Here is a 22,433-nt window from a genome sequence, read left to right as displayed (position 1 = left end):
TGCATTCCTGATGAGGACTCACCATGCCCAAGTACTTCGATCCGCACATTCATATGGTCAGCCGTACCACCGATGACTACCAGAACATGGCGGCCGCCGGCATCACCGGGGTCATCGAACCGGCCTTCTGGCAGGGCCAGGCCAGGACCAGTGTCGGCAGTTTCATCGACTACTTCGACACCCTGCTGGGCTGGGAGCGCTTTCGCGCCAGCATGTTCGGTATCCATCACTTCTGCACCATCGGCCTCAACCCCAAGGAGGCCAATGACCTGTCGATCGCCAATGAGGTGCTGGAGATCCTGCCGCGCTACCTGGTGAAAGACGGCGTGGTCGCGGTCGGCGAAATCGGTTATGACGACATCACCCCGGAAGAGGATCGTTTCCTCGCCGCGCAACTGGAACTGGCCCGGCAGTTCAATCTGCCGGTGCTGGTACACACCCCACACCGCGACAAGATCGGCGGTACCAAGCGAACCCTGGCGGTCATTCGTGAAGTCGGGATTGCCGAGCACCTGGTGATCATCGACCACCTCAACGAATTGACCCTGCCCCTGGTGCTGGAAACCGATTGCTGGCGCGGCCACTCCATTTACCCCAATACCAAGATGTCGGAACAGCGCATGGTCGCCCTGTTGCAGGAATACGGCACCGAGAAAATGGTGGTCAACAGCGCCGCCGACTGGGGCATCAGCGACCCGCTCAAGGTGCCGAAAACCGGTCAGGCCATGTTGGCGGCCGGCTTCAGTGAGGCTCAGGTCGAGCAAGTGCTGTTCCACAACCCGGTGGACTTCTTTGCCCAGAGCGGCCAACTGGACAAGACCCTGGTCGGCACCCCGCTGCCCATCGACCAGCGTCGGCAGTGGCAGGAAAATTCCGCCCTGCGCGGCCAGGAACCGGTGATCAAATGAGCGGCGGCACGGGTTGGCAAGCCGGGCAGGTCGGCTATTGCAGCAACGTGCACCCGACCCGTGACCTGGCCGGGCTGCGGTCTTCCATCGAACAGCATTTTCGGGGCGTGCGCACGCTACGCAGGCTCGACGAGCAGGACAGCGGCCTGTGGATCAGCGCCCTCGCCGCCGCCGAACTGCAACAAACGGCGGCACGTACGGACTTTCTCAGCCTGCTGCAAAGCAGTGGGATGCGCCTGACCTCACTCAACGGTTTTCCCTACGGCCAGTTTCATCAGGGCGCGGTGAAGGCCGAGGTCTACCTGCCCAGTTGGGCCGATCCGAAGCGGCTGGTGTACAGCCTGAACCTGGCCCGGATCCTAGCCCAGGCCCTGCCGCCGGATTGTGATCAGGGGGTGATTTCCACCGTGCCACTGGGCTATGCCGCCCACTGGAATGCAATCCTGCATCGGCACGCCGAGCATCAGCTGCGCCAACTCACGGCCTCGTTGCACAGGCTGCATCAGGAAACCGGCAAGAAGATCGTGTTCTGCCTGGAGATGGAACCGGACTGCGTGCTGGAACACACCGACCAGGCCATCGCGTTCTTCCAGCGCCTGCAAGCCAGCGATCCGCACCATGATCATCTGGCGCTGTGTTTTGACGTGTGCCACCAGGCCGTGGTCTTCGAAGATTGTTATCAGTCGCTGGACAAGCTGCGACAGGCCCGGGTGCCCGTGGGCAAGATCCAACTGTCCAACGCCTTGATCTGTCGCTTGCCCCAGGAGGACGAGCGCCGCGAACAGGTGCTCAGGACCCTGGGAGATTTTGCCGAAGCCACCTACCTGCATCAGGTGAAGGCCCGCGATGGGCAGGATCGCCTGGCAGCCTGGGCCGACCTTCCGGCCGCCCTCGACGATTGCACAAAAACCCCGGGGCAACACCCCGAACTGCGGATTCATTTCCACATTCCGCTGTTCAGCGAACACTTGCTGCTGCCCGAGCTCAGCGGCAGCCAGAATGCTTTGGAACAGACCTTCGACTTCCTTGCCGACCACGAGGATTTCCGTCCGGTACTGGAGGTGGAAACCTACAGCTGGGGTGTCCTGCCCGAGTTGCTGCGCCCCACTACCATGCACGCCCAGCTCCAGGGCATCGCCAGGGAATTGCGCTGGGTCGAGAAGCAACTGCACCGACGGCAACTGCTGCAACCCCAGGCGCGGGAGGCGTACGCCAATGTCCTCTGAGCGCCCGCGCCAACCGCTGCTGTTGATCAACGTGGTGGGGCTGACCCCGGCGTTGTTGGGCGCGGCGACGCCGCACATCAATGCCTTGCTGAAAACAGCCAGGATGGCCAGCCTGCAACCGGTGTTTCCGGCCGTCACCTCGTCGGTGCAGGCTTCGATCCTCACCGGGCTGACGCCGGCAGCGCACGGCATCGTCGGCAACGGCTGGTATTTTCGCGATCAGGCCGAAGTACGCTTCTGGCTGCAACCCAATGCCCTGATCCAGGGCGAAAAGGTCTGGCACACACTCAAGCGCCAGCTTCCAGGGTTTCGCTGCAGCCAGTTGTTCTGGTGGTACAACATGTACGCGGACGTGGACGCCGCCATCACCCCGCGCCCGCACTATCCCGCCGATGGTCGCAAGATGTTCGGCCTGTATTCGGCACCGTCCACGTTGCACGAACGTATCGAACAGCAGATCGGTGAGTTTCCGTTCCCGGCCTTCTGGGGGCCGGCGGCGGGCATCGCGTCGAGCCGCTGGATCGTCGACTGCGCCATCGCCGAATTCGACATCAACCGCCCCGATCTGCAGTTGGTCTACCTGCCTCACCTGGACTACAGCCTGCAACGCCTGGGCCCTGATCATCCGTCGATTGCCGACGAAGTGCGGGCCATCGACAGTGAGGTGGGTCGCCTGCTCGACGTTGCCCAGGCACGAGGCGCGGCGGTGATGCTGTTGTCCGAGTACGGCATCGAGGCCGTCCGGCAATCGGTGTCCATCAACCGCTTGTTGCGCTCGGAAGGCTTGTTGCAGGTACGGCAATCCCTGAGCTGGGAATTGCTCGACCCCGGCGCCAGCGCCGCGTTTGCCGTCGCCGATCATCAGATCGCCCATGTCTACGTGAAGCAGGCGCAGGACATTCCTCGGGTCAAGGCGCTGTTATTGCGTCAACCCGGCATCGAGCAGGTGTTGGATAAAGCCGAACAACGGGCCTGGCACCTGGACCATCCGCGCAGCGGTGAGCTGGTGGCCGTGGCCGAGCCGGGGCACTGGTTCGATTACTACTACTGGTTCGACGACCGCAAGGCCCCCGACTTTGCCCGCACCGTGGACATCCACCGCAAGCCGGGCTACGACCCGCTGGAGCTGTTCATCGACCCGGCCATTCGTTTCCCAAAACTGAAAGTGGCGCGCCGCCTGCTGCAGAAGAAGCTCGGTTTTCGCTACTACATGGACCTGATTCCGCTGGACACCGGACTGGTTCGCGGCAGCCATGGACGTCTGCCCGGCAGTGAGCCGGCCGGCCCGCTGCTCATCACCAATTGTGATCTGCCATTGCCCCAGCAGCTTGCGGCCACGGCGGTGAAACAACTGCTCCTGGAACACTTCCTGGGGCGCTCTCACACCGACACGGCCAATGCCAAGGAGCTTCCATGCGGCGAGCCATTACCATCACAGTTCTGAGTGCCCTGGCCGGTTTGGCCCAGGCCGAGAACACCAACACCTTCGACTGCAGCAACTTCCTGCAATTCGGAGCGAGCGTCGATCAGACCCGGGCTGCGTTCCAGCAAAGTCCCGAGACCATGGCCTGGAACTGGTTCGTCTGTTTGAACCAGTTCCAGGCCAACAGCTACAACCGTCAGTGGGAGTTGTTCAAACCTTCCGATCAGGTCTATCTGGCCAATGGCGCCAACCCCGGCTCGTATTACAGCCGCATGAAACTACCGGATGAGGTGATCAGGCAAGCCCGAGCCCTGGGGCTGAACTCGAATCGTCTGCTGCATAACCTCAACGCCGTGCAGCAGGTCGACGGCCTGAGCCTGGAAATGGGCGGCAAAGCCGTGCCTGAGGCACAAAAAGGTCACGTCGTGCGCTTTCAACTGCTGATGGGCCAGGACACCTACGACTACATCGTAAAAAACAACGTCTACAACGTGAATGGCCAAGCGGCCCTGACGAGCAACTTGAACTTTCCGGCCACGGCCTGGGAGTTGAAAGCCTCCTGGCTGTGGATCGGCACGGACGCGAACTACAAGACGCAGCTGGAAAAAGATGGCTACTACGTGGCCCAGGCCTACTACGCCGTGGGCACCGGCTACCAGGTCGGTTATGCGGCGTTGAGTGGTTTGCACGTCGTCAACAAGCTGGACGCCAACTGGGTCTGGACCACCTTCGAAAACATCAACAACCACAAATACACCGTGACCAAGGGCCATCCACCCAAGCCGATGACAAACCTCACCGGGCCGACACCGGATGCCATACCGGTCAATGCCCGGTTCCAGGCCAGTAACCCGACGCTGTCGAAGTACGAGCTGATCGGCGTGGAGTTCCAACCCATTACCCAGGTCCTGGCGAACTCGCAGCTGGAATCGGCGTTCCAGGATTCGTCGTCCTGCCTGGCCTGCCACAGCACCGCCGCCTACTCGAAGAACGACGGTTACTTCAATTTCGCCATCCCGAGCTCAGGGGGGCTCACCTACCCCACTGCACCGCTGCCGGACAAAGCCTTCAACGGCTACAACAAACTGGATTTTGTCTGGTCGCTGAAACGCGCCCAGTGGAAACGCTAAGGAGAGCACGACATGAGCGTATTGAATTTCCCCCGCATCTACCTCAACGGCGAGATGTTCTGGAACCCGCCGACGGCCAACAACAACGATGTGTACCCGCTGTATGACGCGGTGAAGATGGACATCAACTGGCCGTTCGTGCAGCACTTCGGCATCGACCAAAAAAATGCCCCCGACACACTGATGCCATGGACCCTCTCCACTCAGTACATGGCTAACATGCCGACCTATGTTCAGCAGGTACCCGGCAATGTCAATCCAAAACACGATCCCTACATGCCCGCCGAATGGGACCTGTTCGGCGACAACGGTTGCGGCCTGGTGAACTACGGGAAAACCACCTCGACCGTCATCGGCGGTGAAATGCAGGCCAATACCTACATCGACCAGGATCAGTTGGTCGGCAAGCCATACCAACTGCTCGGCAGCCCCCTGGGCAGCTCTGCCCCGACTCCGGCGCGCTTCGTGGACATCAGCCCATGGCAGAACACGTTCACAGCACTGTATTTCGACAAACTGGTGCTGGGGGACGGGTCCTGCGGCCTGACCCTCAACCGCAAGTACCGGATGATGGACCGTTTCCTGAACTTCAGTTGGGGCGCCCTGGGTGGGCTGGTGAATGTCAGCACCACCTGGCAGACCTGCTTCCCCAAAGAGAATCTGGAATGGCTGATCGGCAACTCATCCCTGTTGAGCAACCTCCAGCAGCAGATGAAGCAGCAAGGGGCGCAGGGCCTGATGTTCCGGTTTTCCGCCTACCTGACCTGCTACGACAAGAACGGGATATTCAACGATTACCCCCAGCGCCTCAACACCCGTTCCAACAACCCGGAAGTCATGGCGCATGTGCGCGAGCTGTACAAGAAGGGCTTGGACAACGTCAACCAGATCTTCTTCAACCCCGCCTACAGCCGCACCTCGGCGGTGCTGGGCCTGTGGTTCGCCAACGAATACCCCACCGCCCCCGCCGGGCTGCGCCTGGTGCCCAACCAGCCAGTGACGATGACTCAACCGGGGCAGAGTGATCAAAGTGCGAGCTTGGGGGTGATCTCGGCGCAGTTCACCGACAACGTCCTGTCACTGGACCTGAGCAACACGTTTCCATGCTATCCGGTGAACCCCGACGCCGACATCCTCGTTCCGGAGAAATTCAACTCCGGCGGCTACCTGTTGGGCGTCCGCAAGCAAGGGCAATTCACCGCAGCGGCCGGCTTCGGTTTCGAGCAATACCAGCAATCGGCCTTCGAAAAACGTTCAGGCATCCTCGACCTCATCCTCAGCCGCGAGACCAAGGGAATACTGCAGTCCGGTCCCCTGCTCCTGCAACAGCGCAACCCCGCCCCAACCCCTTCGATAATGGCCGCCCAGCAGCAACTGTGGACCGCCGAAGTGATCGAGAGCGGCAGCTTCATCGACGTCGGTGAGCGCAAGATAATGAGCATCATGGTGCAGAAAAATGGTCAGCCAGCCGCCAACACCACGTTGTATGTGGCGGAGTATGGCAATCCCTTCATGGTCACCAGCAGCAACTATTACCTGGCATTCAGCAACGCAGCCGACTTCACCCTGTTCTACGACAACCCGCCGGACCGTACCAAGAACACGGCCAATCTGCCGCAGTTCACCGACGCGCCTGCGGTCGCGCTCTATCGCAGCAGCGGCAGCGGTCGCCAGTTGACCGACCTGCAGGACGTGACCCAACCCGTGGGCAACCCGGTCTTTTATCAAGACTTCCTCCGACATTCCGGCACACCGGTCGCCGTCGACCTGCGCCCCTGCCTGGTTCTCGAGAAGGGTCGCACTGGCACCGGTACACTGCAGGACCAGAAGGCCAGCAGCGTCAGTTACTCCTACGCCATCATCACCACCAACGCCCAAGGCATCGCCCAGATAGGCTACCGGGCAGTGGCGCCGGGCTTCCCCACCTTGCGCTTCTTCGTGCAGGAGGACGACAAGAAACCGGTCATTCCGTTCAGCTTCCCGATCACCCAGACCTTCGTCGACTTCCTCGCGCCGATACGGGTCCTGCCGGTGGACATGCAGCTGCAAGAGGACTTCATCAGCACCTGGAATGGCATGTGCACTTCCACGGACGCCCCGGAAAAGATCTGGAACTCGTTCATCTTTCCAAAGGTCCTGCAAACCTTCTATTACCTGTACCCCATCATGAACAAGTACATGCCGCTCGATTCCCGCACGCGTGTAGAGGGCGCCGTCGACCAGTTGATCATATTGATCAGCAAGCAGAACCAGGACGAAAGCACCCTGGCGATGCCCATCACCCGCGACCTGTCGCAAAGCCGTCGCGCCGTACTGGAGCTGTGGGCCAAGCGCCTGGTGAAGCTCAACTTTCCGCCCACGACGCTCAGCATGAGTGACTACAACAGCCTTTGACGATTTCACCCAGGAACACCGGGTGGCACACCCGCCACCCGGCACTTCACAGGAGTGTCGATATGAAAGCCAGTATCTTGAAACGGCTGCTACTGTTGACCCTGCTGCTCAGTCCTTGGGTGTTTGCCCAACAGGACAGCGGCGCCGTCTACTTCACCATGGGGGTGCACAACACCGAAGGCTGTAACGAACAGAACGGCAACTGCATCGCCAAACGCGCACCGGGCGACCCTTCCGACCCGTTCTTCCCGGCGTTCTGGATCAGCGACTGGACCATGTACCGGGTGATGCACAACTACGAGAAGAACCCGCCGCCCTACAGCAACCCACCCACCACCCTCGTCCCGGCGGACTACACCGTGTCCCGGGGCACCAGCTACTACGACACCACCTACATCCCGCCAGACGGCGACGGCTTCGGCGCGATGATGGAGCACTACGAGAAATACTGCCTGCCGATCTTCCCGATCAAGAACAACAACTACACCTGCTCCTTCGTGTCCCTGGGCAACAAGGCGTACTTCCTGACCTATCCGCAGGACCGCCCCAAGGACATGCCGGCCTGCTGCATGTTCTCGCCGATGAATCATCCACCGCGGCAGGATTTCATCCAGCACCTGCCCTACAGCGCCGCGCGCAGTCAGAACCTCAATGGCAGCGTACAGGCCTATGCCCTGGATCTCGATTCACCGCAGGGGCCGATCCTGTTCGGTTACGCCTTCTACAAGAAGATGTCGGGGCAACCGCCCTACCGGCCGCCGCAGTCGTTCTATTTCTCCGGTGACACCAGCGTCGCCAACGCGCCCATCGTCAGCCAGAACTACACCAACTTCCGCATTGCCAAGCCCGACCCGGCCCAGACCTGGGCACAAGTGGCCGCCATGTGCCCGTCGAACCCGCCGCCCTGCCAGTTGTTCGAGCCGCCGGCTTCACAGAGCAACGGCCAGAAGGCGCAGTGGAACAAGCTGATGCAGCGCAAGCCCTGAACACTCATTAAGGATCTGGAGTGAGGGTGATTGCTCCTACAGACGGGGGCAGGCTCAGCAACAGTGGATAAACTCAAGACGAAGGATTGCCATGAAAACATTCACCATGATGTTACTGGGGCTTGCCAGCCTGCCGGCCCTGGCCCTGGATCAAACCCAGAACCAGAACAAACCGGCACAGGCCAGCACCCTCAATTGCCAGCCCCCCACTTCCGCGCCCGCCGCCAACGCCAGCCAGGATCTGTTCGATCAGTACAGCTGGCAGATGTTCATCGCCATGAACTGGCCCGCTCAGAATGGGCAACGCGGTGATCCCGACTGCAGCAAGCAGCCGGGGGACCCCGGCTACACCGTCTGGCAGACCTACAAGACCGTGGAGGAAATCTTCCTGCCCCAGGGGGCGAATCCGGGCCCCTGGAATACCCCGCAGAAAGCCAAGAGCCTGGGCATCATCAACATTGCCGCATTGAAGAACAGCACCCAGGTCAACGCCGTCGACCAGGCCGTCGGCGGCTGGTTGATCGATCAGGCCGGCAACCCGACCTACTACGACATCTCGGCCAACGAGTCCTCCTACGACTACATCGTCAACAACCAGTACTACAACGCCGATGTCGTGTCCAAGGCCAACAACATCAACTTCCCCAACGGCGTCATCGAGATCAAGTCGAGCTGGCGCATCCTCACTTCCAATGACAACGCCAGCCACTACCTGACCCAGTTCGCCCGCGTCGCCACCTTCGATGACCAGGGCCAGCGCACCGGCGTGACCGAGGCCTACCTGGGCCTGGTGGGCCTGCACATCATCACCAAGGTGAACGGCTATCCGCAGTGGATCTGGTCGACCTTCGAGCAGATCGACAACGTACCGCCCAAGGCGCTGGTGCACGGCCAGTGGGTCGATCAACCGGCAACGGGCACGGCCTATTCGTACTTCAATGCCAGCGCCCCCGCCGCCAGCCTCAACCAGTCACCCTGTGACTGGCAGACCCAGGGCACACACCTGGTCTGCGTGCCCAAGTCCGGCACCACCTTCCAGACCCCGAACCCGTTGAACCGGGTCACGCCGATTGCCGAGATTACCGATGGGGTCAACGCCAACTACCGCAGCAACCCGGACCTGCAGAAAAGCGTGTTGAAGTACTACCAACTCATCACCACCCAGCGCCCGTTGATGCCGGACAACCCCAGTAACCCCCTGGGCCAGCCGACCCCGGCGCTCTCGGCCAACGTGACCATGGAGAGCTACATCCAGCCCAACAGCAGTTGCATGAACTGCCATTCCATGGCGACGCCGGTCAAGAGCCTCTACAAGTCCGATTTCTCCTACCTGTTCAAATTTGCCAATTCGCCGGTCATCAAATCCATCAAGGACGAGGAATAAATCATGAGCATCCTGAACGGACCCCGACTGAATTTCTGGGGCGGCATCCGCACCGACGTCAGCCTGCCGAACAACTCCCCCACCATCCCTTACAACGGCAACGCCAACTGGCCGCTCTTCGACCTGACCACCTCGACCCTGGCACCGGGTGCGCAGTCCTACACCGACGACCAGTTGAATGACATGATCAATGCGCCCACCGGCAACTACTACACCGCCGGCGGCTGGAATCACTACGGGCAGCACGTCGTCGACATGCAGAACGCCTTGATCAGTTCCCAGGGGATACCGGGCGGCATCAGCACCACCGGCGACCTGGTGGGCCAGCCGGTCTACCTGCTTGGCTCGGTGGATCCGCTGACCCAACAGGGCCCGGTTTCCGGCCCGATGATGGTGGATCTGGACCCCACCTCCTCGAGCACCACCCAGATCTTCGTCGGCGGCCTGCAGATCGGCGGCAACAGCGACATCCAGCTGTTGATCCACGGCAACACCGTGTGCAGCAGTTTCGACGTGGCCGGGCGTGTGCTGCTGCCGGCGAAGATGGACGCGCCGGGCTCCTTCCATGCCAGCGGCACGTTCCAGTTGACCTTCCCCCTGAGCAGCATCGTCAGCTGGAACCAGAACAGCGCCGGTCTGCGCTCGATCATCCAGGCGCCGGGCGCGACGGGGATCGTCCTGCGTTTTGTCATGTTCGAGATGTGCCCGACGATGACCACCGAGCAACTGGACGCCGACTACGCCGCCGGCAAGTACACGCCCAACCCGAGCATCGGTCGGGTCATCGGCACACTCGCTCCAGCCTTCGCCGACGAGCCGCTGAGCTGTCAGCCGGGCCGACAACTGGTCAACCAGGCCACGGGGAATGCCGGCTATGCCGACCTGGGCACCAACAACGGTTACCTGAGCATCGACATGGTGAATGTCATTCCGAAGGAAACCTTCCGCGCCGTCAGGGACGACATCACCAGCCCCATCGGCCCCAACGCCAACTACGGCCCCGTCACCATCTCGGCCGGCACCACCGCCCTGGCGACCCTGGACCCGACCAGCAGCCCGCTGTTGAACTACTACGTGTATGGCGGCATCGTCGACCTGCCCATGACCGCCAGCCAACAGCAGGCGGTGCGGACCAGCGCCTTGGCGATCAAGGCCCCCAACAAGGTCGCCGGCACCACGCTGCAAGCCACCGAGTCGACCTATCGGCTCTATGCCGACCAACGCAATGTCTATCTCGAGGACTACCCCAAAGGCCTGTCGATCACCCTGCAGGTCCGATACCTGGGCGGCCCGGTGACCAGTACCACCGAAATCGACCTGAAAGCGGCTCCGCCTGCCGCGTATACGGAACCACAGTATTGGGACTTCCTCGACTTCCCCGACTCGCTGACCATCAACCCCGGCCAGCTTTCGGTCAGTTTCCCCGTCACACTCAAGCCGGGCAGTGCCGCCCAGGCGGGTTTCGTGGCCCTGACCTGCACCGCCAATGGCCTGGACAGCAGCGCCTACTTCACCAGCTTCCGCAAATACGCCCAGACCGATTTCGGCATCCCCAAGGGCACCACCATCACCTGGCCGCTGATGTACCCCAACGTCCTGCGCTTTCACTACCTGGCCTTCCCCGCCATGTCGCGCTACATCCCGCTGAACCAGCCCGACGCGATCATGGGCGCCAAGAACCCGATCCTTGCCCGGACCTCGGATGCCTACAAAGGCACCACCCTGTTCATGCCCGTGGTGCGCTCGATGTCGCCCTGCCAGCGGGCACTGTTGCGGGCCTATCTCACCGGTGAGCCGTGGCAACCGCCGCAGTGATCGCGCCCACCCCTTCACGACGGAGAAACTTCATGTCTATCCAGATCCCTGCGCAGCCCGGCGAAAGCCTGCATCCAAGTACGATCATTGCCGAAGGCCTGTTGAACCCTCGCGGCATCTGCGTGCGGGCCGATGGCAGCTTGCTGCTGGTTGAGGCCGGCTCCGGCCTGCCGGAACAGACATTCAGCGGGCGCATCAGTCGCCTGCGCCCCGATCCCCAGCGGCCCGGCGCCTACTTGCCCCGCGAGACACTGGCAGACGGCTTTCGCGCCATGAACATGCAGGTCCGTATGCTGCGTGATGAAATCATGGGGCTGTCGGACGTTGCCTGTGGAGATGGCCGCTACCTGGTCAGCCAGACCGATTACGTCGAGGGTTCCAAACTGCTCGACCTGCAATTCACCCCACCCGAGCCGGTGTTTCGCAGCCGCGGCAATCTGAATGCGCTGTGTTACCACCCTTCTCGCCGTAGTTGGCTGGCGGTCAAGCCCGATACCAACCAGTTGGTGGAATTCGCCGCCGGCCAGGACGAGCGGGTACTGGTCCAGTTGCCCGAACTGGACCATGGCCAGGAAGCCGTGCCCGTGACGTTGGTGTACGAACCGGCAACCGATGCCGTGCTGATCAGCCTGTTCTCCGGCGAACGACAAAGCGACCCGACGCGCAAGGGCATCGACTTCGTCGACAAGGCGGGCCAGGTGATCCGGGTCCATCCCGGCAGCGGACAGATCGAAGTGCTGATCAGCGGACTGCAACTGCCCACCGGCCTGGCGCTGTGCCCGGCCGGAAACGTGCTGGTGCTGGAACTCTGCGACCGCCTGCAACAACCCCTGCTGCCGGACTGGAACGGCGAACCGCTGCACGGCGGCTTCACCCGGTTCACCGGTCGATTGCTGAGCTGCAACCTGCTGACCGCCCAGGTCAGCGTGCTCGCCCAGGGCCTGGATACCCCGTCCAACCTGTGTGTGGTGGAGGATGCGGTGCTGGTGAGCGAAGGCATGGGACTGACCGGAAGGCGACTGCCCACGCCCGACGGCCACGTCGTGCCGCTCAGTGGCAGGCTTCGGCGGGTGCAGCTCTGACAACGCAGAAAACTGTGGGAGCGAGCTTGCTCGCGATGGCGACGGCACATTCAACATCAGTGCAGCCTGAACCACCGCCTTCGCGAGCAAGCTCGCTCCCACAGGGAGTTACATCACTTCATCGCGGCAGCTTCCTCGATCAACCGGGCCACGGGTCCGGGGGGACTATCACGACATGGAAAACGCCTTGGATACCTGGGTTATGGCGCGAAACGCGTAAAGACAAAATCATGGTTCTGCACCCGCGCCTGGTGGCAGGCGAAACAGGTCTGGTGTTGGGCCTCGTCGGCGGGCTTGCCGTTGATAAATCGACCAAACCCCCAACCGCCGGTTGACGCATATTTCTTCGAGTCCTTGACCATGACCTGGACGGTGGTGGCCGCTCCAGGAATCGAGGCCGGTTCGAACTCCGGTGACTGCACGTGCTTCCAGGCCAGCTTCACCAGGACCGTGCCGTCAGGGAACGGCAGGGTCGCGTCCTGGTACGCCTTGATGGCCCGGTCATTGCCCAGCACCGCTCGAAGCTCGTTCAGCGGCTCGGCTTCCTGTGCCGGCGCTATCAGCGGCCAGGTGCGATAGCCATCGGGAAGCTTCACCCCATAGATCGGTGAAGCCTCGCCGCCGCCGGCATCGCCCAGGGCCAGGCCGGTGTTGATCAACGCCGCCGATGCAACAGCGGCGGATGCCGCCAGATGCTTGAGTTTCATCGTTGCTCTCCCTTGCGCCGGATCAGAGATGATCGGCATCGATGACGGCCTGGGCGAAGGCTTGTGGGGCCTCCTGCGGCAAGTTGTGACCGACACCGCCGCTGATCAACCGGTACTCGTACTTGCCGGTGAAGCGCTTGGCATAGGCCTCGGCCGGTGGGTGCGGCGCGCCGTTGGCATCGCCTTCAAGGGTGATGGTCGGCACGCCGATGGACGGGAACGCCGCCAGTTTCTTCTCCAACGCGTCGTACCTGGCCTCGCCCTTGATCAGGCCCAGGCGCCAGCGGTAGTTGAAGATCGATACCGGGACGTGATCGGGGTTCTGCAACGCGGCGGCGCTGCGATCATAGGTGGCGTCGTCGAAATCCCACTTCGGCGAGGCCAGTTTCCAGATCAGCTTGGCGAAGTCGTGGGTATTCTTTTCATAGCCCAGGCGGCCGCGCTCGGTGGCAAAGTAGAACTGGTACCACCACTGCAACTCGGCGGCCGGCGGCAAGGGTGTCTTGCCGGCTTCCTGGCTGCCGATCAGGTAACCACTCACCGCCACCAGCGCCTTCACCCGCTCCGGCCACAGCGCCGCGACGATGTCGGCGGTGCGCGCGCCCCAGTCATAACCGCCGAGCACGGCCTGCTTGATGTGCAGCGCGTCCATGAAGTCGATCAGGTCACTGGCAAGCGCGGCCGGCTGGCCGTTGCGCACGGTCTTGGCCGACAGGAAGCGCGTATCGCCATAGCCCCGCGCATAGGGAATCAACACGCGATAGCCCTTCTGCGCCAACTCCGGCGCCACATCGGTGTAGCTGTGAATGTCGTAGGGCCAGCCGTGCAACAGGATGACCACCGGCCCATCGGCGGGACCGACTTCGGCATAGGAAACGTCCAGCAAACCCGCCTTGACGTGCTTCAACGGGCCGAACGAAGTATTGGCCCCCGGCGTGATGGCGCCGATGGTACCGGCCGGCACCTCGGCAGCGCTGGCCTGTGACGAGGTCACGGCCAGGGCGCCCAACTGCATCATGGCGACCGCCAGGAGAGCCGGTGCGAGCAGACGCCGATGCCGTGGTTTGGAGGTGTGGTTCAAGATTTTGGTCATGGTGAGTCTCCCTTGCGAACCGCCGCACGGCGGTTGCGAATCATGTGATCGAAGGTGTTTAGCGGACACGCTGCGGCGCTGGGTTACTTGGCCGCCGCCCGCAATGGCCGGAATGCTTCGCGCAGTTCTTCACTGAACAGTTGAGGTTGTTCCCAGGCTGCGAAGTGACCGCCCTGGTTGACCTCATTAAAGTAGGACAGCGACGGGTACGCACGCTGTGCCCAGGTCTTCGGCGCCTGGTAGATCTCGTGCGGGAACACCGTGATCGCCACCGGCACCTTGATGTCCGTGGTCTTCTGCGCGGCGGCGCTGAAGTTATTGTTGTTGTTCTCCCAGTAGAAACGGGAGGACGACGCCCCGGTGTCGGTCAGCCAGTACAGGCTGATGTCATCGAGCATTTCATCGCGGCTGAGCACGCGCTCAGGCTTGCCGTCACTGTCGGTCCAGGCCGCGAATTTCTCGTACATCCACGCTGCCGTACCGGTGGGCGAGTCGGCCAGCAGGTAGCCGATGGTCTGCGGCCGGGTCACCATCATCGCGCCGTAGGCCGCATTACGACCGAAGAACGTACTCAGGGAGCTGTAGGCTCGGCGTTCCGGATCGGTCAGCCCGGCGGGTGCCGGATCGCCGCTGTTGATCGGCTTCACCAGTTCCGGCAGCACAGTGGCCGGCATGTTCAGGTGGATGCCCAGCAACCCGGGCGGCGCCAGGCGGCCCAGCGCATCGGAAATCACCGAACCGTGATCGCCGCCCTGGGACACGTAATGGCTGTAGCCCAGGCGCTTCATCAGCACGTCCCAGGCCTTCGCCACCCGGTCGGGACCCCAACCTAGTTCGGTCGGTTTGCCGGAAAAACCATGGCCGGGAATCGACGGGATGATCACATCGAAGGCATCTTCCGCACGGCCGCCGTAAGCGGTCGGATCGGTCAGCGGGCCGATAGTCTTGAGGAACTCGAACTGCGATCCGGGCCAACCATGGGTGAGGATCAGCGGCATGGCGTTGGGGTGGCGCGAACGCACGTGGATGAACTGGATGTCGACGCCATCGATGGTGGTGATGAACTCCGGCAAGGCATTGAGCCTGGCCTCAGCCTTGCGCCAGTCGTAGCCATCGCCCCAATACTTCACCAGCGCTTGTACCTGAGCCAGTTGCACGCCCTGGGAGACGTCATTGACGGTTTCCTTGTCGGGCCAGCGGGTGGCCGCAATGCGTTGGCGCAGTTCGGTCAACTGCGCTTCATCGACGTGAATATGGTAAGGGCGAATGGCCTCCGATCCGGCCGATGCGGCACTGGCGGACGGACTGTCCGCAGCCAGGGTGACCCCGCTGCCGGCAAGCAGGGCAAGACCGACGATGGCGGATGACGCCAGGCAACGCTGCCAGGTAGAAACGGAACAAGCTGCATGCATGATGGATCTCCTTGAAAGTCCGTGGTGAGAAAGCGTGGGCTGTCTCGACGCAGGTCATTTAAGGCCGGGCAGGTATCGCGGATGTGTCAGCAACCGCCCGTAAAGAAACAGTCCGTATCGGCAAGGGGGCTGGATACACAGAGATACATTGGAGGCAGGAAGCTGAGATCAGCCACAGGGGATTTGGGGTGAGCAGGATCTTCGGGGCGACCCGGAAAAACTGTGGGAGCGAGCCTGCTCGCGATGACGGCGGCACAGCCAACATCAATGCAAGCTGACCCACCGCTATCGCGAGCAGGCTCGCTCCCACAGGGGATTTGGGGTGGGCAGGACTTCTGCGGGCGACGCGAAAAAAACTGTGGGAGCGAGCCTGCTCGCGATGACTGAGGTGGTCAACTTTTTCCGGACACCTCAATCGGTGTTTTTCAGGCTGCTTGCCGCTCATACTGATTGGGCGGTAAATAGCCCAAGGATGAATGGATTCGCCTTCCGTTGTAGAACCGCACGATGTAGTCCGTGATGTCCTTGATCGCTTCGCCATGGTTGGCGTAATCCTTGCGCCAAACACGCTCCATCTTCAGATTCAAGAAGAAGCGCTCCATGACCGCATTGTCCCAGCAGTTGCCCTTGCGACTCATGCTGCAACGCATTCCATGTCGCGTCAGCAAGTCCTGGTAATCCGTACCGGCATACTGGCTGCCTCGATCCGAGTGTGCGATCAGGCCCGGTTCAGGTTGCCTCTGCGCGATGGCCAGTTGCATCGCACTGCATACCAACTCTGCCCGCATGTGGGGTGCCATGGCCCAGCCCACGATTTTGCGTGAGTACAGGTCCATGACGGCCGCCAGGTACAACCAGCCGCTGCGGGTACGGATGTAGGTGATGTCAGCGACCCACGACTGGTTGATGCGCTCGGGATTGAACTGGCGATTGAGCAGGTTCTCAGCCACCGGAAAATTGTGATTGCTGTCAGTGGTATGAACGAACTTGCGCTTCCAGATCGGGCGCAAATCCTGTTGTTTCATCAGGCGGCGGACCTTGTTCCGTCCAACGGAGACGCCAGTGTCACGCAGCGCTTTCACCAAACGACGACTGCCATAACAGTGTTCATTGGACACGAAGGCAGCCTTGAGCTGAGCGGCAACCGAGCACACAGGTTTTGGCTTCAAACGCCTCTGACGAGCTTCGTAAAACCCCGAACGACTGATCCGCAACACCCGGCAGATACGCGCCACCGGGTAGGCCTTGCATTGAATTTGGTGAACCAACTGGTGGATCACTTCAACTCGCGGGCAAAGAAGGCCGTAGCTTTTTTTAATATGTCATTATCCGTCTTCAGTTCGCGGACTTGCTGTTCAAGCTGGCGAATACGCTGCTGGTCGCTGGTCAATGGTTTGCCAATCCCCGTACCGCCCGACTGCTCGGTTTGATACTGCTGAACCCAGCGGCGCACGGCGGTGTCGCTCAGGCCTAAATCGGTACAAACCGAGTTCACGCTCAGACCTTGATCAACAATCATCTTGCAGACCTTCAGCTTGAACTCGGCGTCGAATTTTCTGTATTTCTTAGTCATGGAATATTCCTCAATGGGTGTAGTTTCACCCATTGAGGTGTCCGGGGCCATTAGACCAGCTCAGACGGCTGCACATTCAACATCAATGCAAGCTGACCCACCGCTATCGCGAGCAGGCTCGCTCCCACAGGGGATTTGGGGTGGGCAGGACTTCTGCGGGCGACTCGGAAAAACTGTGGGAGCGGGCTTGCCCGCGATGGCGGCGGCACAGTCAACATCAATGCAAGCTGACCCACCGCTATCGCGAGCAGGCTCGCTCCCACAGGGGATTGGGGGTGGGCAGGACGTCTGCGGGCGACCCGGAAAAACTGTGGGAGCGAGCCTGCTCGCGATGGCGGTGGCACAGTCAACATCAATGCAAGCTGACCCACCGCTATCGCGAGCAGGCTCGCTCCCACAGGGATCTGGGGTAGACATGACTTCTGTGGGCGACGCGAAAAAAACTGTGGGAGCGAGCTTGCTCGCGATGGCGGCGGCACAGCCAACATCAACGCAAGTTGACCCACCGCTATCGCGAGCAAGCCCGCTCCCAGAGGGGATTTGGGGTGGGCATGATTACTGGGGGCGACTCGGAAACATCGCGGCACTGGACTTGCTGATGCAGATGCGACTCACCTGTTTTCGTTGGGGACTTGCGAACCATCCGAACTGAAGTAGGCCTTCAACAAAACCTCTGCGCGTTCGCCTACCCGCGACTGCCAGGTTTCCAGCGCATGCAAACCGGCATCGCGCAACGCCTGCTGTACAACAGGCGCTGGACTATTCTGAATTACAACGCCATTGGCACGCATTCGTGCGGCATTCTCCTCCAGCCGCGTGTTCAGCCGCGCCCACTGTTTGTCTTCAGTGACTTTGGCGGCAGTGGTTACAGCCTCTCGCTCTGCCGGGGTCAGCGCTTGCCAGGTGGCGGCATCGATGACCGCAAATGACAAAGGCATGGCGTAGCCAATGGCCGTAAAGCAGGGTAAGTAGTTCCATAACTTGCGGCCGGCACCACCATCACCCGACGACAGCACAGCATTCACCGAACCGTCAGCCAAGCGAGGCATGGCATCGACAAACGACAGGCTCTGCGCGGTCGCTCCTGCCGAACGCATGACCTCGGCAGAGGTCTCGTCGTATGTGCGTACAGACAGTGCATGCAGATCGTCAAGAGTCTCTACGGGGTTACGTGACCACAGACCTGTTGGCGGCCAGGGCGAGATGTAGAGCAGGTGTTGCCCCTGTTTCTCGAAAGCACGCGCATAGTCAGCCCGAGCCAGGTCGGCCAATCGGCGTGCCTTATCAACGGACGTAGCCAGGAATGGCAGCGAAGAGAGAAGAAAAATCGGATCGACCTCACCCAACGCACCGCCGAACATGTCGCCGACTTGCAGCTTACCGTCGCGAATCGCGATCAACATCTGCGCCGACTTGAAGCCTGCGCTTGCATCGAATGAGGGCTGCGGTGCTATCGCGCCCTGTGTGCGAGCAGCGATCTCTCGCGCAAACGTTATAAGCCCCTCGCCCGGCATCGACGTTGCGGGGTACTCGGTGGCCATCCGCCAAACGACTGGCGAGGATTGCGTATGAGCGAGGTGAGAGGATGTAGCTCGGACCTCTAAGTTGCCCTGTTCGTTGAATGGTTTGCTCGTCTCTCCCAGCACTGCGCCTGAAGAAATTGCAACACCAATCGCCAGTGCCCCCGCTTGAGCTCTCCATGAAAAAACGCTTTGTTTAGTTTCCATATAAACCCCCAGACTCAAGTTCGCAGCTACACGCTTGCATTATCAACCAGTCATTTCCCCCCACTGCACGAACGCTCGCAGCCATACAGCCACCGGTGGCACGCTCAGGCAGTCGCGCAGAACCATGGCAACGATTTCAACCCGACCCGCCGGCTCGGTGGATCGATGATGCTCATCAATACATTCAGCGAGGTGGCATCGGGAGTTTCGGTCCAACGGATCTGGACCGTTTGATCGGGCCGTTGCAGCACCAGCTCGATGGATTTGTCCGGCGTGTCGTAGAACAGCGCATGCAGGATATGCGGACGCGCCCGACAGAATGCGCTCATGTCGATGCCCTTGGGCACAGGCAGATTCCGGTTGACGATGAGCAGATCGAACGACTCGCCTGGATGGTCGGTCAGCGAAGCCAGTTCATCGAAGGTGCGGATCGGCGCGACCCGGTAGTAACCGAGACGATTCAGCAGCCGTTCGAGATGCAATAGCTGGCTAAGGCGCTCGTCGGCGATGAGGACACGCAGGGCTTTATTGGTCATGCGCGCTGGCTCCGCGGTTGGGTCTCATCAAGCCAGCGAACCAGGTCGCCACCGCTCATGGGCCTGGCGTACCAGTACCCCTGCCCTTGCGTGCAGCCCATGTTCAACAGGTGCTGGCGCTGCTCGTCGGTCTCGATGCCCTCGACCACCACGGACATGCCCAGCTTCTCACCCAGTGCCAGAGTGCTGCTGACCACTGCATGGCAACGCGGCTCCTGCATCATCGCCCGGGCGAACTCACCGTCGAGTTTGATTTCATTGAAGGGCAATTGATACAGGCGTTGCAGGGAAGAGAAGCCCGCACCGAAATCATCGATGGACAGTTGGCAGCCCATCATTCGCAGGCGAAACAGGCATTCCAGACTGGTTTCCGGCGCCTGCAGCAAGCCACTTTCCGTCAACTCGAACGTGAGGCTGGAGCCGCGCACGCCGTACTCCACCAGCAGGGTGTGGATCCGGGTGGCGAGCGTCTCGTCCGTCAATTGCGTGGCGTGCAGGTTGAAGGCGAAATCGAGTTCATGCCCGAACGCCTTCAGTTGCTGCTGCAAGGCCAGGCTCTCATGCAACTGCTGGAACAGCAGCTCATTCAACAGGCCACAGCGCTCCAGGACCGGCATGAAAAAGGCCGGCGACAGCACCTTGCCGGACGCTTCCCGCCAACGCGCCAACACTTCAACCCCGGTCACCTCCCCCGTTTCCAGGATGAACTTGGGCTGGAAAAACGCACACAGCCCACGGTCCGCCAGGGCCTGGCGGACCTGACTCTCATCAGGGAGTACTCGTGGCTGCTCTGGAAGGGTTCCAGTACGCGGCACACTGTGATGCTTTTTTAGCAGGCGCTCCAGGGTTTCATAGTGCAGCGGCTTGCCGATGTCACCCAGCAGCTCCAGGTTCAACAGCGAGATGATCTGCCGCACCGTGCGGCGCAGATCTGCGGAAAGCGAGCTGCTGATGATCACCGAGCCGACCAGCCCCGAATGCCCGACAGCCTGCAGAAACGCCAGGCCATCCATGCCTTCCATGCGCAGGTCGCACAGGGCGATATCGACCGGGCCGACCTCATTCAAAATCGCCAGCGCCTCCGCTCCGTCCGCCGCCTGGAATACTTCAGTGCACCCCAGTTGCTGCAACAGGTTGACGGCAAAGGCGCGTTGAAACGAATGGTCTTCAAGAACGATGACACGCAAAGAGAAATTAGACATTGGAACCACCCACGAAAGTGTGATGGGTCATTCTGTGCGTTGGCTCGAAGGAACAACCGAGGCAATGGCCTCAGTGCTTGTATGAAATTTCCTAAGCAATTCGACGGGGGAAATGCGATGTGTCGGTGTGTCTGATGGATCGAGGTGGCTGGATTGGAGCCGCTTCGCGTCTCAGCGGGAGCAAGCTCCCTCGCCACAGGGATTGTGGTCACTGAACTTTGGAAACTTGGCTGCGGTGACTCACACCACAGTATCCCTGTGGCGAGGGGATTCATCCCCGTTGGACTGCGCAGCAGTCCCAAAACCTGACACTTCGGTGTATCAGGTGGATTGAGACGACTGGACTGGAGCCGCTTCGCGGCTCGACGGGGATAAATCCCCTCGCCACAGATGGCCCCCCTCGCCACAAGAGTGGTACACGGCATCAACCCGGTGTGTGTGCACCAGAACGCTTGGCACTGCGCAGAACAATGACAGCCAGAACAGCGGAAAGGATCGACCCCAGCAGAACCCCAACCTTGACCTCATCAATCAACGCCGGAGCATTCGGAAACGCCAGCGCGCCGATGAACAGACTCATCGTGAAGCCGATACCGCACAACAGCGCAACACCATACAACTGAAGCCAGCCACACCCCTCGGGCAGCTTCGCCAACCTGGCACGGATCGCCAGCGCCGCCAGACCAAACACACCGATCTGCTTGCCCACCAGCAACCCCAGCGTCACCCCCAACGGCACTGGTTTGATCAGGTCACCGGGAGAGATACCGGCCAGGGACACCCCGGCATTGGCAAAGCCGAAGATCGGCACCACCGCGAAGGCCACCCACGGGTGCAGTTTTTCTTCGAGGTGCAGCAGCGGCGACGTGTGTTCGTTGGCCGGGTCACCCAGCGGAATGCACAGGGCCAGAATCACCCCGGCCAGGGTCGCATGGACGCCCGATTGCAGCATGAAGAACCAGAGCAGCGCCCCCACTACCAGATAGGGCAACAGCGCCCGCACCCCGCAACGGTTCATCACCACCAGGACAACGACAGCCCCCAGCGAAGCCAGCAGCATGCCGACCGACAACCCCGTGGTGTAAACCAGAGCAATGATGAGCACCGCACCGAGGTCATCGAGAATCGCCAGCGCCGACAAGAAGATCTTCAAGGAAACAGGAACCCGCTTACCCAGCAGCGACAGTATCCCCAAGGCAAACGCGATATCGGTTGCAGCAGGAATCGCCCAGCCACTGAGGGTGTCGGCGCTGCCCCAGTTGACGGCGATATAAATGAAAGCCGGTATCAGCATGCCGCCCAGCGCGGCGAAGCCCGGGAGTGCGCGATCACTCCAGGTGGACAACTGACCCACCAGCATTTCACGCTTGATCTCCAGGCCCACCAACATGAAAAAAATCGCCATCAGGCCATCGTTCACCCAATGCTCAATCGACAGGCCGGCCACCTTGACTTGCAGTGTCGCGAAGTAAGCAGCGGACCAGGGAGAGTTGGCAACGACGAGCGCGACGAATGCCGCGGCCATCAGGATCAGGCCACCGGAGGATTCGGCGGCGAAGAAACGGGAAAGAAAACTTGCAGCGGAGGAAGATGACTCACGACCATCCTGGGTCTTGGGCAAACTTGAGGGATTGACACTCATAAGCACGAAACTCCATTCGATGGCGGACCTGCGCAGATCAGACCGCTCTTCAGGAACAGCCGAACGGGAATTCTACACAGATGGTAAATGGCCAGATAGCCCACGCCGCGTGGCGTGGGCCCTACTCTGTTCAAAGCGAACATCCCGCTATTCCGGTAGTTGCGCGGGCGATTCCCCTATGAAAGGGCAGCTC

The 22,433-nt window shown here is 61.1% G+C and carries 17 protein-coding genes; 9 read left to right on the top strand and 8 right to left on the bottom strand.

Translation table 11 applies throughout. The features are described from left to right. The first annotated feature begins 23 nt into the window (after positions 1-23). The 9 genes from LOY67_RS12880 (at position 24) to LOY67_RS12840 (ending at position 12,348) form a co-directional block, all read left to right on the top strand. Positions 24-908 carry a TatD family hydrolase gene (locus LOY67_RS12880; RefSeq protein WP_265067531.1) on the top strand — a complete coding sequence of 295 codons (885 nt, stop codon included), beginning with the start codon at positions 24-26 and terminating at the stop codon, positions 906-908. After that, entirely contained in the window at positions 905-2,134 is a 1,230-nt protein-coding gene (eboE, locus tag LOY67_RS12875; protein ID WP_265067530.1) for a metabolite traffic protein EboE, read from the top strand. Before LOY67_RS12880 ends, eboE begins: the two co-directional genes overlap by 4 nt. Continuing rightward, positions 2,124-3,578, top strand: coding sequence for an alkaline phosphatase family protein (locus LOY67_RS12870; protein WP_265067529.1), 1,455 nt, complete (start codon positions 2,124-2,126; stop codon positions 3,576-3,578). The genes eboE and LOY67_RS12870 overlap by 11 nt, the downstream gene beginning before the upstream one ends. Further along, positions 3,548-4,687, top strand: a complete 1,140-nt coding sequence (locus LOY67_RS12865; protein ID WP_265067528.1) for a hypothetical protein — start codon at positions 3,548-3,550, stop codon at positions 4,685-4,687. The genes LOY67_RS12870 and LOY67_RS12865 overlap by 31 nt, the downstream gene beginning before the upstream one ends. Positions 4,688-4,699: 12 nt before the next feature. Further along, positions 4,700-7,081, top strand: coding sequence for a hypothetical protein (locus tag LOY67_RS12860; protein ID WP_265067527.1), 2,382 nt, complete (start codon positions 4,700-4,702; stop codon positions 7,079-7,081). 62 nt (positions 7,082-7,143) lie between these two features. Then, positions 7,144-8,067, top strand: a complete 924-nt coding sequence (locus tag LOY67_RS12855) for a hypothetical protein (protein WP_265067526.1) — start codon at positions 7,144-7,146, stop codon at positions 8,065-8,067. Between the two features lie 91 nt (positions 8,068-8,158). Then, on the top strand, positions 8,159-9,451 hold the full coding sequence (locus tag LOY67_RS12850) for a hypothetical protein (RefSeq protein ID WP_265067525.1): 1,293 nt from the start codon (positions 8,159-8,161) through the stop codon (positions 9,449-9,451). A gap of 3 nt (positions 9,452-9,454) precedes the next feature. Beyond that, positions 9,455-11,266 carry a hypothetical protein gene (locus LOY67_RS12845; RefSeq protein ID WP_265067524.1) on the top strand — a complete coding sequence of 604 codons (1,812 nt, stop codon included), beginning with the start codon at positions 9,455-9,457 and terminating at the stop codon, positions 11,264-11,266. Between the two features lie 32 nt (positions 11,267-11,298). Continuing rightward, positions 11,299-12,348: a hypothetical protein gene (locus LOY67_RS12840; protein ID WP_265067523.1), complete on the top strand. Its 1,050-nt coding sequence runs from the start codon at positions 11,299-11,301 to the stop codon at positions 12,346-12,348. Between the two features lie 200 nt (positions 12,349-12,548). On the opposite strand, the gene LOY67_RS12835 is transcribed toward LOY67_RS12840, so the two are convergent. The 8 genes from LOY67_RS12835 to nhaA form a co-directional block, all read right to left on the bottom strand. Further along, positions 12,549-13,055 (bottom strand): cytochrome P460 family protein, encoded by a 507-nt coding sequence (locus tag LOY67_RS12835; RefSeq protein WP_265067522.1) that lies wholly within the window; start codon positions 13,053-13,055, stop codon positions 12,549-12,551. A 22-nt stretch (positions 13,056-13,077) separates the two neighbouring features. Further along, positions 13,078-14,148 carry an alpha/beta fold hydrolase gene (locus LOY67_RS12830; RefSeq protein WP_265067521.1) on the bottom strand — a complete coding sequence of 357 codons (1,071 nt, stop codon included), beginning with the start codon at positions 14,146-14,148 and terminating at the stop codon, positions 13,078-13,080. 83 nt (positions 14,149-14,231) lie between these two features. Further along, complete coding sequence (locus LOY67_RS12825; RefSeq protein ID WP_265067520.1) at positions 14,232-15,560, bottom strand: epoxide hydrolase family protein; 1,329 nt, start codon at positions 15,558-15,560, stop codon at positions 14,232-14,234. A gap of 425 nt (positions 15,561-15,985) precedes the next feature. Continuing rightward, positions 15,986-17,133 (bottom strand): IS3 family transposase gene (locus LOY67_RS12820; RefSeq protein WP_265063257.1). Its coding sequence is split into 2 segments (ribosomal slippage): positions 15,986-16,878 and positions 16,878-17,133, totalling 1,149 coding nucleotides; the frame shifts between segments, so codons are not numbered across the junction. Between the two features lie 611 nt (positions 17,134-17,744). Then, a complete protein-coding gene (locus tag LOY67_RS12815; RefSeq protein WP_265067519.1) occupies positions 17,745-18,860 on the bottom strand; it encodes a TRAP transporter substrate-binding protein in 1,116 nt (371 codons plus the stop codon). Between the two features lie 104 nt (positions 18,861-18,964). After that, the gene (locus LOY67_RS12810; RefSeq protein ID WP_265067518.1) at positions 18,965-19,396 is read right to left on the bottom strand and encodes a chemotaxis protein CheY; all 432 of its coding nucleotides are present in this window, start codon (positions 19,394-19,396) and stop codon (positions 18,965-18,967) included. Then, on the bottom strand, positions 19,393-20,598 hold the full coding sequence (locus LOY67_RS12805; RefSeq protein ID WP_265067517.1) for an EAL domain-containing protein: 1,206 nt from the start codon (positions 20,596-20,598) through the stop codon (positions 19,393-19,395). Before LOY67_RS12805 ends, LOY67_RS12810 begins: the two co-directional genes overlap by 4 nt. A gap of 424 nt (positions 20,599-21,022) precedes the next feature. Continuing rightward, on the bottom strand, positions 21,023-22,240 hold the full coding sequence (gene nhaA / locus LOY67_RS12800; protein ID WP_265067516.1) for a Na+/H+ antiporter NhaA: 1,218 nt from the start codon (positions 22,238-22,240) through the stop codon (positions 21,023-21,025). Positions 22,241-22,433: the final 193 nt, after the last annotated feature.

The organism is Pseudomonas sp. B21-056 (assembly GCF_026016325.1).
Classification (GTDB): Bacteria; Pseudomonadota; Gammaproteobacteria; order Pseudomonadales; family Pseudomonadaceae; genus Aquipseudomonas.
Note: the sequence above shows the minus strand (reverse complement) of the source record. Positions and strands in the feature narration are given on the sequence as shown.

Coding starts and splice junctions, on each gene's coding strand:
- LOY67_RS12880 (WP_265067531.1), top strand. CDS start 24: ATGCCCAAGTACTTCGATCCGCACATTCATATGGTCAGCCGTACCACC.
- eboE (WP_265067530.1), top strand. CDS start 905: ATGAGCGGCGGCACGGGTTGGCAAGCCGGGCAGGTCGGCTATTGCAGC.
- LOY67_RS12870 (WP_265067529.1), top strand. CDS start 2,124: ATGTCCTCTGAGCGCCCGCGCCAACCGCTGCTGTTGATCAACGTGGTG.
- LOY67_RS12865 (WP_265067528.1), top strand. CDS start 3,548: ATGCGGCGAGCCATTACCATCACAGTTCTGAGTGCCCTGGCCGGTTTG.
- LOY67_RS12860 (WP_265067527.1), top strand. CDS start 4,700: ATGAGCGTATTGAATTTCCCCCGCATCTACCTCAACGGCGAGATGTTC.
- LOY67_RS12855 (WP_265067526.1), top strand. CDS start 7,144: ATGAAAGCCAGTATCTTGAAACGGCTGCTACTGTTGACCCTGCTGCTC.
- LOY67_RS12850 (WP_265067525.1), top strand. CDS start 8,159: ATGAAAACATTCACCATGATGTTACTGGGGCTTGCCAGCCTGCCGGCC.
- LOY67_RS12845 (WP_265067524.1), top strand. CDS start 9,455: ATGAGCATCCTGAACGGACCCCGACTGAATTTCTGGGGCGGCATCCGC.
- LOY67_RS12840 (WP_265067523.1), top strand. CDS start 11,299: ATGTCTATCCAGATCCCTGCGCAGCCCGGCGAAAGCCTGCATCCAAGT.
- LOY67_RS12835 (WP_265067522.1), bottom strand. CDS start 13,055: ATGAAACTCAAGCATCTGGCGGCATCCGCCGCTGTTGCATCGGCGGCG.
- LOY67_RS12830 (WP_265067521.1), bottom strand. CDS start 14,148: ATGACCAAAATCTTGAACCACACCTCCAAACCACGGCATCGGCGTCTG.
- LOY67_RS12825 (WP_265067520.1), bottom strand. CDS start 15,560: ATGCATGCAGCTTGTTCCGTTTCTACCTGGCAGCGTTGCCTGGCGTCA.
- LOY67_RS12815 (WP_265067519.1), bottom strand. CDS start 18,860: ATGGAAACTAAACAAAGCGTTTTTTCATGGAGAGCTCAAGCGGGGGCA.
- LOY67_RS12810 (WP_265067518.1), bottom strand. CDS start 19,396: ATGACCAATAAAGCCCTGCGTGTCCTCATCGCCGACGAGCGCCTTAGC.
- LOY67_RS12805 (WP_265067517.1), bottom strand. CDS start 20,598: ATGTCTAATTTCTCTTTGCGTGTCATCGTTCTTGAAGACCATTCGTTT.
- nhaA (WP_265067516.1), bottom strand. CDS start 22,240: ATGAGTGTCAATCCCTCAAGTTTGCCCAAGACCCAGGATGGTCGTGAG.